The sequence below is a fragment of the Escherichia sp. KTE52 genome (assembly GCF_000408325.1).
In the GTDB taxonomy this organism is placed as follows: domain Bacteria; phylum Pseudomonadota; class Gammaproteobacteria; order Enterobacterales; family Enterobacteriaceae; genus Escherichia; species Escherichia marmotae.
Window position 1 is genome coordinate 49,526 of the sequence record NZ_KE138680.1, and the last position, 13,302, is coordinate 62,827.

11 protein-coding genes and 1 tRNA gene are annotated in these 13,302 nt (G+C 49.8%); 7 read left to right on the plus strand and 5 right to left on the minus strand.

Annotated elements, in window-relative coordinates; genetic code table 11:
- Positions 1–163 precede the first annotated feature (163 nt).
- From A1SC_RS11280 to A1SC_RS24665, 7 genes are all read left to right on the plus strand, one after another.
- Positions 164–1,348 (plus strand): MFS transporter, encoded by a 1,185-nt coding sequence (locus tag A1SC_RS11280; RefSeq protein ID WP_001516925.1) that lies wholly within the window; start codon positions 164–166, stop codon positions 1,346–1,348.
- 123 nt (positions 1,349–1,471) lie between these two features.
- Positions 1,472–2,209, plus strand: a complete 738-nt coding sequence (gene ygaZ / locus A1SC_RS11275) for an L-valine exporter subunit YgaZ (protein ID WP_000254577.1) — start codon at positions 1,472–1,474, stop codon at positions 2,207–2,209.
- Entirely contained in the window at positions 2,199–2,534 is a 336-nt protein-coding gene (gene ygaH, locus A1SC_RS11270) for an L-valine transporter subunit YgaH (RefSeq protein WP_001516926.1), read from the plus strand. The genes ygaZ and ygaH overlap by 11 nt, the downstream gene beginning before the upstream one ends.
- Before the next feature lie 90 nt (positions 2,535–2,624).
- Positions 2,625–3,155 carry a multidrug efflux transporter EmrAB transcriptional repressor EmrR gene (gene emrR / locus A1SC_RS11265; RefSeq protein ID WP_000378441.1) on the plus strand — a complete coding sequence of 177 codons (531 nt, stop codon included), beginning with the start codon at positions 2,625–2,627 and terminating at the stop codon, positions 3,153–3,155.
- Positions 3,156–3,281: 126 nt separating this feature from the next.
- On the plus strand, positions 3,282–4,454 hold the full coding sequence (gene emrA / locus A1SC_RS11260; protein ID WP_001516927.1) for a multidrug efflux MFS transporter periplasmic adaptor subunit EmrA: 1,173 nt from the start codon (positions 3,282–3,284) through the stop codon (positions 4,452–4,454).
- 16 nt (positions 4,455–4,470) lie between these two features.
- Positions 4,471–6,009, plus strand: a complete 1,539-nt coding sequence (gene emrB / locus A1SC_RS11255; RefSeq protein ID WP_001516928.1) for a multidrug efflux MFS transporter permease subunit EmrB — start codon at positions 4,471–4,473, stop codon at positions 6,007–6,009.
- Between the two features lie 622 nt (positions 6,010–6,631).
- A complete protein-coding gene (locus A1SC_RS24665) occupies positions 6,632–9,289 on the plus strand; it encodes an autotransporter outer membrane beta-barrel domain-containing protein (protein ID WP_016262454.1) in 2,658 nt (885 codons plus the stop codon).
- A 122-nt stretch (positions 9,290–9,411) separates the two neighbouring features.
- Here the strand turns inward: A1SC_RS24665 and luxS are convergent, their stop codons facing one another.
- From luxS to A1SC_RS11225, 5 genes are all read right to left on the minus strand, one after another.
- Entirely contained in the window at positions 9,412–9,927 is a 516-nt protein-coding gene (gene luxS / locus A1SC_RS11245) for an S-ribosylhomocysteine lyase (protein WP_001516930.1), read from the minus strand.
- 149 nt (positions 9,928–10,076) lie between these two features.
- Complete coding sequence (gene gshA / locus A1SC_RS11240) at positions 10,077–11,633, minus strand: glutamate--cysteine ligase (RefSeq protein WP_016262455.1); 1,557 nt, start codon at positions 11,631–11,633, stop codon at positions 10,077–10,079.
- Between the two features lie 72 nt (positions 11,634–11,705).
- The gene (locus tag A1SC_RS11235; protein ID WP_001287460.1) at positions 11,706–12,134 is read right to left on the minus strand and encodes a YqaA family protein; all 429 of its coding nucleotides are present in this window, start codon (positions 12,132–12,134) and stop codon (positions 11,706–11,708) included.
- Entirely contained in the window at positions 12,131–12,697 is a 567-nt protein-coding gene (gene yqaB, locus A1SC_RS11230) for a fructose-1-phosphate/6-phosphogluconate phosphatase (RefSeq protein ID WP_016262456.1), read from the minus strand. Before yqaB ends, A1SC_RS11235 begins: the two co-directional genes overlap by 4 nt.
- 277 nt (positions 12,698–12,974) lie before the next feature.
- Positions 12,975–13,051, minus strand: a tRNA-Arg gene (locus A1SC_RS11225).
- Positions 13,052–13,302: the final 251 nt, after the last annotated feature.

The following is a 13,302-nucleotide window of genomic DNA, read 5'->3' on the forward strand; positions in this document are numbered from 1 at the left end:
CGCCGCATCCGCCGTTCTGTGCTCAATGCCTGATGCGACGCTGACGCGTCTTATCATGCCTACAAACCACACAGCACATTTCAACAAGCTATCTTTCGCCCCCATTCATAAACATCCGCTATTATTGATTTCCAGACTAATCATCACCTGATAAACAACAATAATGACTAAAACCAATCATGAGCTTAGCCCGGCGCTGATCGTGCTGATGTCGATCGCCACCGGTCTGGCAGTCGCCAGCAACTATTACGCCCAGCCATTGCTCGACACCATCGCGCGTAACTTTTCTCTTTCCGCCAGTTCGGCGGGCTTTATTGTCACCGCCGCACAATTAGGCTATGCCGCTGGCCTGCTGTTTCTTGTCCCATTGGGCGATATGTTTGAACGCCGACGCCTGATTGTTTCCATGACCTTACTGGCTGCAGGCGGTATGTTGATCACCGCCAGCAGTCAATCACTCGCCATGATGATCCTCGGAACGGCATTAACCGGTTTATTCTCGGTCGTGGCGCAAATTCTGGTTCCACTGGCGGCAACACTGGCTTCACCAGACAAACGCGGCAAGGTGGTTGGCACCATTATGAGCGGTTTGCTACTGGGGATTTTGCTGGCACGTACCGTTGCAGGATTGCTGGCAAACCTCGGCGGCTGGCGCACCGTCTTCTGGGTCGCATCGGTGTTAATGGCACTGATGGCGCTGGCGTTATGGCGCGGCCTGCCACAAATGAAATCAGAAAACCACCTCAACTACCCACAGTTGTTAGGTTCCGTTTTCAGCATGTTTATCAGCGATAAGATCCTGCGTACCCGCGCGTTACTGGGCTGCCTGACCTTTGCCAACTTCAGCATTCTATGGACATCGATGGCTTTTTTGCTCGCCGCGCCGCCTTTTAATTACAGCGATGGCGTGATTGGTCTGTTTGGCCTTGCGGGAGCTGCCGGGGCGTTGGGCGCTCGCCCGGCGGGCGGTTTTGCCGATAAAGGAAAATCGCACCTCACAACAACGTTTGGTCTGCTGTTGTTGTTACTTTCATGGCTGGCAATCTGGTTTGGTCAAACTTCCGTACTGGCGCTGATTATCGGCATCCTGGTGCTGGATCTCACCGTCCAGGGCGTGCATATCACCAATCAAACCGTGATTTACCGTATTCACCCTGATGCGCGTAATCGCCTGACCGCAGGCTACATGACCAGTTACTTTATTGGCGGTGCTGCCGGTTCACTGATTTCTGCATCCGCATGGCAACATGCGGGTTGGGCTGGCGTTTGTCTGGCTGGCGCGGTGATCGCCCTGGTTAACCTGGTGGTCTGGTGGCGAGGTTTTCATCGTCAGGAAGCCGCAAATTAAGCAATCAGCAACCGTTTTCGTGGCTTTACACTTATAAGGGTGTTAAGAAGCCCATCAGTCTGATAAGGTTAAGATATTCATTCAGTCTGTTTATAATATTAACAATCGTTAAGCGTACACTCTATGGTAAGCCCTACTCCTCTGCCAGCTTCTGGTCCGGCGACCTTCATGGAAGGATGCAAAGACAGTTTACCGATTGTTATTAGTTATATTCCGGTGGCTTTTGCGTTCGGTCTGAATGCAACCCGCCAGGGCTTCACTCCCCTCGAAAGTGTTTTTTTCTCCTGCATCATTTATGCAGGTGCGAGCCAGTTTGTCATTACCGCGATGCTGGCCGCCGGGAGTAGTTTGTGGATTGCTGCACTGACCGTGATGGCAATGGATGTTCGCCATGTTTTGTATGGCCCGTCACTGCGTAGCCGTATTGTTCAGCGTCTGCAAAAATCGAAAACCGCCCTGTGGGCGTTTGGCCTGACGGACGAGGTTTTTGCCGCTGCAACGGCAAAACTGGTACGTAATAATCGCCGCTGGAGCGAAAACTGGATGATCGGCATTGCCTTCAGTTCATGGTCATCGTGGGTATTTGGTACGGTAATAGGGGCATTTTCGGGCGGCGGTTTGCTGCAAGGTTATCCCGCCGTTGAAGCAGCATTAGGCTTTATGCTGCCGGCTCTCTTTATGAGTTTCCTGCTCGCCTCTTTCCAGCGCAAACAATCTCTTTGCGTTACCGCAGCGTTAGTTGGTGCCCTTGCAGGCGTAACGCTATTTTCTATTCCCGTCGCCATTCTGGCAGGCATTGTCTTTGGCTGCCTCACTGCGTTAATCCAGGCATTCTGGCAAGGAGCCGCTGATGAGCTATGAGGTTTTACTGCTTGGATTACTGGTTGGCGCGGCGAATTACTGCTTCCGCTATTTACCACTGCGCCTGCGGGTGGGTAATACCCGCCCAACCAAGCGTGGCGCGGTGGGTATTTTGCTCGACACCATTGGCATCGCCTCAATTTGCGCTCTGCTGGTTGTCTCTACCGCACCAGAAGTGATGCACGACTCACGCCGCTTCGTGCCCACACTGGTTGGTTTTGCAGTATTGGGTGGCAGTTTCTATAAAACACGCAGCATTATCGTCCCCACTCTGATAAGTGCGCTGGCCTACGGGCTGGCCTGGAAAGTGATGGCGATTATATAACCCACAAGAATCATTTTTCTAAAACAATACATTTACTTTATTTGTCACTGTCGTTACTATATCGGCTGAAATTAATGAGGTCATACCCAAATGGATAGTTCGTTTACGCCCATTGAACAAATGCTAAAATTTCGCGCCAGCCGCCACGAAGATTTTCCTTATCAGGAGATCCTTCTGACCCGTCTTTGCATGCATATGCAGAGCAAGTTGCTGGAAAACCGCAATAAAATGCTGAAGGCTCAGGGGATTAACGAGACGTTGTTTATGGCGTTGATTACGCTGGAGTCTCAGGAAAACCACAGCATTCAGCCTTCTGAATTAAGTTGTGCTCTTGGATCATCCCGTACCAATGCGACGCGTATTGCCGATGAACTGGAAAAACGCGGCTGGATCGAACGTCGTGAAAGCGATAACGATCGCCGCTGCCTGCATCTGCAATTAACGGAAAAAGGTCACGAGTTTTTGCGCGAGGTTTTACCGCCGCAGCATAACTGCCTGCATCAACTCTGGTCCGCGCTCAGCACAACAGAAAAAGATCAGCTTGAGCAAATCACCCGCAAATTGCTCTCCCGTCTCGATCAGATGGAACAAGACGGTGCGGTTCTCGAAGCGATGAGCTAACGCGTCATCTCGCTCAAAAATCCAGATTTATAAAAGAAAAACTGACCGGCCAGCATCGCAACGTGCTGGCCTTTTTGGCAAGCAGGTCGGCTCAGCCGATGAGTTAAGAAGATCGTGGAGAATACTATGAGCGCAAATGCGGAGACACAAAGCCCGCAGCAACCGGTAAAGAAGAGCGGCAAACGTAAGCGTCTGCTCCTCCTTCTCACCTTGCTCTTTATTATTATTGCCGTAGCGATAGGGATTTATTGGTTTTTGGTACTGCGTCATTTCGAAGAAACTGATGACGCATACGTGGCAGGGAATCAGATTCAAATTATGTCTCAGGTGTCAGGCAGCGTGACGAAAGTCTGGGCCGATAACACCGATTTTGTAAAAGAAGGCGATGTGCTGGTCACTCTCGACCCGACTGATGCTCGCCAGGCGTTTGAAAAAGCCAAAACAGCACTGGCTTCCAGCGTACGCCAGACCCACCAACTGATGATTAACAGCAAGCAGTTGCAGGCAAATATTGAGGTGCAGAAAATCGCCCTCGCCAAAGCACAAAGCGACTACAACCGCCGCGTGCCGCTGGGTAATGCCAACCTGATTGGCCGCGAAGAGCTGCAACACGCCCGCGATGCTGTTACCAGCGCCCAGGCGCAACTGGATGTCGCCATTCAACAATACAATGCCAATCAGGCGATGATTCTGGGTACTAAACTGGAAGATCAACCGGCCGTGCAACAAGCTGCCACTGAAGTGCGCAATGCCTGGCTGGCGCTGGAACGTACCCGTATTGTCAGCCCGATGACCGGTTATGTCTCCCGCCGTGCCGTTCAACCGGGTGCGCAAATTAGCCCAACAACGCCGCTGATGGCGGTCGTTCCGGCGACTAATATGTGGGTGGATGCCAACTTTAAAGAGACCCAGATTGCCAATATGCGTATCGGCCAGCCGGTCACCATCACCACTGATATTTACGGTGATGACGTGAAATACACCGGTAAAGTGGTCGGTCTGGATATGGGTACGGGTAGCGCGTTTTCGCTGCTTCCGGCGCAAAACGCTACCGGTAACTGGATCAAAGTGGTTCAGCGTCTGCCTGTTCGCATCGAGTTGGATCAAAAGCAACTTGAGCAATATCCGCTACGGATCGGTTTATCCACACTGGTGAGCGTCAATACCACTAACCGTGACGGCCAGGTACTGGCTAACAAAGTACGTTCCACGCCGGTAGCAGTAAGTACCGCTCGTGAAATCAGCCTGGAACCCGTCAATAAACTGATCGACGATATCGTAAAAGCTAACGCTGGCTAATCCAGAGGTGCGTGTGATGCAACAGCAAAAACCGCTGGAAGGTGCGCAACTGGTCATTATGACGATTGCGCTATCGCTGGCGACATTCATGCAGGTGCTGGACTCCACCATTGCTAACGTGGCGATCCCTACTATCGCCGGAAACCTTGGCTCATCGCTCAGCCAGGGAACGTGGGTGATCACCTCCTTCGGGGTGGCGAACGCCATCTCGATCCCGCTTACCGGCTGGCTGGCGAAGCGCGTCGGGGAAGTGAAGCTGTTCCTCTGGTCGACCATCGCCTTCGCCATTGCTTCGTGGGCGTGTGGTGTTTCCAGTAGTCTGAATATGCTGATCTTCTTCCGCGTCATTCAGGGTATTGTCGCCGGGCCATTGATCCCGCTGTCACAAAGTCTATTACTGAATAACTACCCGCCAGCCAAACGTTCCATCGCACTGGCCTTGTGGTCAATGACGGTGATTGTCGCGCCTATTTGCGGCCCGATCCTCGGCGGTTATATCAGCGACAATTATCACTGGGGTTGGATCTTCTTTATCAACGTGCCAATTGGCGTGGCAGTGGTGTTGATGACGCTACAGACCTTGCGCGGACGCGAAACCCGCACCGAGCGGCGACGGATTGATGCCGTGGGGCTGGCGCTGTTAGTGATTGGTATCGGTAGCCTGCAGATTATGCTCGACCGGGGTAAAGAACTGGACTGGTTCTCATCACAGGAAATTATCATTCTCACCGTGGTGGCGGTAGTGGCTATCAGCTTCCTGATTGTCTGGGAGCTGACAGATGACAACCCAATAGTTGATCTGTCGCTGTTTAAGTCACGCAATTTTACCATTGGCTGCTTGTGTATCAGCCTCGCTTATATGCTCTACTTCGGCGCGATTGTTTTGCTGCCGCAATTGTTGCAGGAAGTCTACGGCTACACAGCAACCTGGGCAGGGTTGGCGTCTGCGCCGGTAGGGATTATCCCGGTGATCCTGTCGCCAATTATCGGTCGTTTTGCGCATAAACTGGATATGCGTCGGCTGGTAACCTTCAGCTTTATTATGTATGCCGTCTGTTTCTACTGGCGTGCTTATACCTTTGAACCCGGTATGGATTTTGGCGCGTCGGCCTGGCCGCAGTTTATCCAGGGCTTCGCGGTGGCCTGCTTCTTTATGCCGCTGACCACCATTACGCTTTCTGGTTTGCCACCTGAACGACTGGCGGCGGCGTCGAGTCTCTCCAACTTTACGCGAACGCTGGCGGGGTCTATTGGCACGTCGATAACCACTACCATGTGGACCAACCGCGAGTCGCTGCATCATGCGCAGTTGACCGAGTCGGTGAATCCGTATAACCCGAACGCCCAGGCGATGTACCATCAACTGGAGGGTCTGGGAATGACGCAACAGCAGGCTTCCGGCTGGATTGCTCAGCAGATCACCAATCAGGGGTTGATTATTTCCGCTAATGAGATCTTCTGGATGTCGGCCGGGATATTCCTCGTCCTGCTGGGACTGGTGTGGTTTGCCAGGCCGCCATTTGGCGCAGGTGGTGGCGGAGGCGGTGCGCACTAATGTTGTCAAAGGGAGCTGCGGCTCCCTTTTTATTTGCCTATTCTGCAAACGGTTGTTTTATCAATGCCAAATGATGCCATTATTCAGGGTTGCTTAATAAGCAGTTCATCAATCAGAAAAAATAGACAATATATTTATATTTTTCCTAATAGCGGCATATTTTATCTCATATTTTTATGCGTTTTACCGATGTGCGGAAAGCATATTTATATTATTTTTTTGACAATAATCCTGGTATTTACCAACTCTAAGTAAATGTGCAAACAATAAACATAAAATTAATTTGCCATCATTATTAAATTAAAGAAAAACATCGACAGAATATATCTTGATGATTTTTCTAACTTTTCTTTTTGTCACTTTTTACCACTTAATGTATTTAAAGATTTTTCCTATGAAAAATTATGCAACTTATTTTTTAGCACAACGCCTAAACCATCAAAACAAATTAATATTAAATTAATTACAAATTAAACTGGTTTATAAACATTGGTTTCACGCACTACTCTTCATTTGATAGAGCAGTAACCTTTTTCAGTGGTCTTAAAAATTAAGTTTTTACGTCGTTACTGTGGATTTGTTATTTATTTTAAAATAAATCATAAGGATGAGAAGGAACTTTATGAACATCAAAAAGCATCCCTTGTCAACGCTGGCAATAGCTATTTCGACCGTGTTATCAATACCCGTTTCACTGGCATGGGCACCACCAACAAGTATCAACAGCGATGTTACTATCAACAATAATGATGTTGTAACGCTATCCTCATCCGAAAATAATTCATCAACCTGGGATCAATTTCGTTTTCTTAATGTTGGAGAAACAAGTGAAGGTACGTTGAATATAGACGGGCGTGATCTGACCACCTCCAAAATCACAATCGGTAATGCAACTTCAGGGATAATGAAATTAGAAAACAATACTCATCTGACGATTAATAATGCATCGCCTTATGAACACAATATTTATTTAGGTATCAATGGTGGTTCAGGAACCTTAATGGTGCTTAGCGGCAGTACTATCACCGATTTAAATGAATTCAGAATCGGTGAATATGATTACCAGGCACAAGGGCAAGTCATTATTGACGGTGCGGGTTCTTCCGTTTCTGCAACGTATGTGATGGTCGGCGATCAGGGAACAGGTAAACTCGAAATCACGCATGGCGGTCATCTTACGGCATCAAAGGATGTGCTCATTGGTTTTACTGGAAGTACAGGGGATTTTCACGGGACTGGATACGGTGAAACGCTGGTTGATGGCGACAATTCTTCATTAACAGTGAATGAATATATCAACCTCGGGGGATTGAACTCATCGCAGAACGAGGCAAAGGGGATACTTACCGTTAGTAATAATGCCACGGTCAGTGCTAATCAATTTATCTGGCTTGGGATAGCAGAAACCAGCACCGGTATTCTAAACATTGGTGGAGCGCAGGGAGAAGCAGAACAGAAAGCGGGGATCATCAAGACGCCGATTATCCATATGGGAAGTAATGCCGGGGATAGTGCTGCACAAATTAATTTTAACCACTCCAGCGAAGATTTTATCCTGGCTGCAGATATAGTTGGCAAAGGCGAAGTTAACCAGGAAGGTTCCGGAGTCACGACGTTGACAGGCGCAAATACCTACTCTGGCCAAACGAATATAAATAAAGGCACTTTGCGCGCCGGTGTCAACGATACCTTCAGCCCAAACTCCGATTATGTTGTCGACAGTGAAGGGAATATCGATTTAGACGGTTTTTCACAAACCTTAAATACACTGGATTTGGCGGGTACAGCAACACTATCTTCCTCAAAAAATGGCGACAAATTCACGCCTGCCACACTCACCATTAATGGCAATTACACTGCTAATAATGGTTTGTTAGTTATGCGTACCGAACTCGGCGATGATAATTCCGCGACTGATAAATTAATTGTAAAAGGCAACACGTCTGGTCATACCCGTGTGAGTGTTAGTAATGCCGGTGGTCAGGGAGCCGATACGCTTGAAGGGATCCGCATTATTGAAATAACTGGCGCATCAGAGGGAACGTTTAGTAAAGAAGGTCGTATTGTTGCCGGTCCCTATGACTACAACGTGGTAAAAAGCGACAACCAGAACTGGTTTTTAACCAGTGAAATTCCCGCAGGACCGTATACCCCACCGGAACTGCCCGTCATCCCGGAACCAGACCCTGAGCCCCCTGTAACACCAGAACCCCCTGTAACACCAGAACCCCCTGTAACACCAGAACCGCCTGTGACACCGGAGCCACCTGTTACGCCATCTGTTCCACAACCAGAACGAAAACATCTGTATCGCCCGGAAATTGGCAGCTATCTGGCCAATATTCAGGCGGCAAATACGCTGTTTAATACCCGACTGCATGACCGTCTGGGGGAAACACAATACACCGACCTGCTGACCGGCGAGCAGAAAGTAACCAGCCTGTGGATGCGTAACATTGGCGGGCATAATCGCTTTAAAGATCGTTCGGATGAATTGAGCACCCAGAGCAACCGTTATGTTCTGCAACTGGGCGGCGACCTCGCACAATGGAGCAGTAATGACCTTGATCGCTGGCATCTCGGCTTAATGGCTGGCTATGCCAACAGCAAGAGTCACACCCATTCCAACCTGACCGGGTACAGCTCACGTGGGCAAATCGACGGCTACAGTGTGGGGGTGTATGGCACCTGGTACGCTAACGAAGCGGACAAAACCGGGACTTATGTTGATAGCTGGTTGCTCTATAACTGGTTTGATAACACCGTCTCCGGCGAGTACCTGCCGGGTGAGAAATATCACTCTGACGGCATCACCGCTGCCATTGAAGCGGGTTATACCTTCCGTCTTGGTGAAAGCGCCGATGCGCGTACCAGCTACTGGTTGCAGCCAAAAATGCAACTGACGTGGATGGATGTGAAGGCAGACAATCATACTGAAGACAATGGCACTCTGGTTGAGGACAGCACCGAAGGCAACCTGCAAACGCGTCTGGGGGTGAAAGCGTATCTGCAAGGCCATAATGCTCTTGATGATCATAAAGAGCGTTCCTTCCAGCCTTTTGTGGAAGCCAACTGGATTTATAACTCCCGCAATTACAGTGTGAAGATGGATGGCATCAGCGATGAGATCATCGGTGCGCGTAACATCGGTGAGTTAAAAGTCGGGGTGGAAGGTCAGCTTAATCCGCGTCTGCAACTGTGGGGCAACGTCGCCCAGCAGTTGGGTGACAACGGTTACAGCGATACTCAGGGAATGCTGGGTATGAAATATCTCTTTTGATGCCACTTTGCCGCCCGTCGCGGTATACGGGTGGCGCGCTCCCTGCATCAACCTGATAAGCGTAGCGCATCAGGCAAGCCGGACGGTGCTACTGCATGTCCGGCTTCTTCTGCTTAAACTGACTAGATGTGCAGTTCCTGTAATTTCTCTTTCGGCAACGCCAGCTCTTCGTTGCTGTTGATACGCACACCACGTTCCAGGATGCTACGTGCAATATCCTGCGCTTCCTGCAACGAGTGCATCTGGTAAGTGCCACACTGGTAGACATTCAGTTCCGGGATCTGATTCTGATCCTGCACTTTCAGTACATCTTCCATTGCCGCTTTCCAGGCATCAGCGACACGCTTCTCATCTGGCGTACCAATCAGACTCATATAGAAACCGGTGCGACAACCCATTGGCGAGATATCGATGATCTCAACGCCGTTGCCGTTAAGATGGTTGCGCATAAAACCAGCAAACAGATGCTCCAGAGTATGGATACCTTTTTCTGGCATTACTTCTTTGTTCGGCACGCAAAAACGCAGATCGAACACAGTGATTGCGTCGCCATGCGGGGTGTTCATTGTTTTCGCCACCCGAACTGCAGGCGCTTCCATCCGGGTATGATCGACTGTGAAGCTATCTAACAACGGCATTTAGCCACCTCCGGTAATTTTTTTTAAAATATTCTGAACTCTTTGTTCCCAGGCGAGTCTGAGTATATGAAAGACGCGCATTTGTTATCATCATCCCTGAATTCAGAGATGAAATTTTGGCCACTCACGAGTGGCCTTTTTCTTTTCTGTCAGGCGTGTTTTTCCAGCCACACCTTGAACGGTTCGGTATCTGCAGCTTCCATTTCCTGCTGACGGCGTTTAGACGCTTCGCGTTCGGCAATAAAATCCTCTTCACGCAGAATTTCCAGCGGCTCTTCACGCAGCAAATTGCGGTAAGCCTCACCAAATGCTTTACCAGTTCCGCCAATGCCAGTATCAATCATAGACCGTAAGATACTGGCAGAGAAAGTCAGATCGGGATTATCAAAGCAGGCTACCAGCTCATCACACACTTTCTGATACGCTTCGCCGCCGTTAATGCTGTCCAGGGTTTGCGCAACACGTTTCAGATCCCGGAACAGATCTTTGCCCACCTGCGGCAGCGGGAATTGTGCAGTTTCACAGCCAATTCCCAGCGTCAGCCCCGGCTTACGCCCTTCAAGGATCACCCGGTTCCAGTTGACGCGTGTACAGGCAAGTTCGCTACTGCTCATTTCCGGCGCGTCAGCTAACGCACACCAGACCATAAACAGGTCGAGGAAACGCACCTGCTGCTCATCAACACCTATCGGTGAGAAGGGGTTGATATCCAGCGAACGCACTTCGATATATTCAATGCCGCCGCGCAACAGCGCATCAGAAGGCGACTCACCGCTGCGAGTAACGCGTTTCGGACGAATCGGCGCATACAGTTCATTTTCAATCTGCAGTACGTTACTGTTGATTTGCAGTCGCTTGCCGTCTTTCTCAAGACCAATCTTCGCGTACTCTTCCGACGGCGTTTTAATTGCCCGCTTCAGACCAGCTACGTACTCGTAGAGATCGTTAAAGGTAATACCAAGATTACTTTGCGATTTATTGGTATAGCCCAGATCGCTCAAACGAAGAGAGGTCGCATACGGAAGGTAGTACATGCCACTCTCGGTTTTCTCAAACGGTAGCGACGTCGGTTTACCTTGCAGGAAAGAAGAACAAATCGCCGGGGAAGCGCCAAACAAATATGGGATAACCCAACCGAAACGATAGTAGTTACGGATAGCACGGAAGTAGCCCGCTGAGATTTTCTCTTTGGCGTCAACGCCCGAGATATCACCACACTTCGCCTGCCAGAATGCCATTGGTAAAGAGAAGTTGTAGTGTACGCCGGAGATGGTTTGCATCAGCGCGCCATAGCGATTTTTCAGCCCTTCACGGTACAGCGTTTTAAAGCGACCGGTATTGGAAGTGCCATACTGCGCCAGTTCGATATCCTGACCTTCCGCGATGTAACATGGCATACTTAACGGCCACATCCGCTCATCGCCAATATTACGAGCGGTATAGCGATGCAAATCGCGCATAAAGGTCAGCATATGTTCAATATCGCCATCGACCGGCGTAATAAATTCCAGCAACGCTTCGGCAAAATCGGTCGTGATCCATTTATGCGTCAGTGCGGAACCTAATGCTTCAGGATGACCCGTTGTTGCTAGTGTGCCATCTGGATTAACACGTAAAGTTTCGCGCTCAAGACCGCGCTGTATCCCCGTTAATGCCTGAGGATGTTTTTCCAGCCAGGCCAGCGCCTGTGATACGTCCGGGATCAAATTGACCTCCCGCCTGTCAAAATCGTTTTAATTAGCATAACTGTAATGGTGGCCATGTGTGCAGGCCTACAATTAGTGCCACCACATCATGCCCTGAACGGTGGCTACTGCAACCGCAACGTAGCGCAACGCTTTACCAAGGCACAAAAAAAAGATTACTGGTCCCCACGAGATGCGCATCCATCCCGCTAACAGACACAGTAAGTCGCCAATCACTGGCATCCAGCTTAATAAGAGTGTGACTGCGCCATAGCGTTTCAGCCAGCCAATGGCTTCTTCTTGCCAGCGCGATGTTTTGCGCAATGGAAAGAAACGCCCAAGGATAACGTTAGTTAACCCTCCAAGGCTATTACCCATTGTTGCTGTTAATACTAAAACCCAGGGATGACTCACCCCAGAAAGTAACATTGCCACCAGCACAACTTCCGAATTGCCGGGTAATAGTGTAGCGCTGAGAAAACTACTGGCAAACAACGAGAAGAGCGATAGCGCCTCACTCACAACAAGCGAACATCCACAACGTCCATGCCTGCGGCGCGAGCAGCCTGAATACCGAAATCAGCATCTTCAAAGACCACGCACTGTGTTGGTTGCACTCCCATACGCTGTGCGCACAACAAAAATGTGTCTGGCGCAGGTTTATGATGTTTGACGTGATCGGCAGCAACGACGGCGTCAAAATAACGGCGCAATCCCAGATGTGTTAACAGCACCTCAGCTATAGCGCTTTCACTCCCCGTACCGACAGCCATTGGGCGACGACCATGCCAACTCTTCACTACGTCAACAAGAGGAAGCGGCTCGACGCTATCCAGCAGCATGCTTCTTACCGCCTCTGTTTTTTCACGCGCCAGAGCATGTGGGTCGAGATCGGCCTGGTTCAACTCAATGATCGCCTGGGCAATACGCCAGGTAGGCGAACCATTAAGTGCGATCATGGCCTGTACATCGTACTGAAGACCGTAACGTCCTAATACTTCGCGCCACGCTTTACGGTGCGTAGGCTCGGTATCCAGAATGGTGCCATCCATATCAAATATTAAACCAGCATAACGCTCGTACATGGCCTTCTCACAAATCGAAAAATATGACGCTACTTTAGCGTAATTGCTTGATTTTGTCGCTGATGGCGAAGGGGAAGATTATTCAGGAAATGGATAAAATCGTCATTTAGAAATGAAATATTTTTGAGGGGATCTTTTGGAGAAGATGGTGTATCCAGGAGGATGACTCACTGGCGTTCGCCCTTCGGGCCGTTGCTGGCGCAACGTTATCCTCCCTGGTGCTTGCGTCAATTTTGCAGACCATTAAGATTATCAATCGTGGATAATACGAAGAGAATGGTGCATCCGGGAGGATTCGAACCTCCGACCGCTCGGTTCGTAGCCGAGTACTCTATCCAGCTGAGCTACGGATGCATCGGGAAAGCTTATTTTACTGCTGATATTGATATCGCTACTAAAGCCATATCAAGCAAGAGATGGTGCATTCGGGAGGATTACTCGCCTTGCGGCTCGCCCTTCGGGCCGTTGCTAAAGCAACATTATCCTCCCTGGTGCCTGCGGTTAGTACCACCACCTCTTCGATACCTTCATCGCTGAAGGTTACGGAGAATATGGTGCATCCGGGAGGATTCGAACCTCCGACCGCTCGGTTCGTAGCCGAGTAC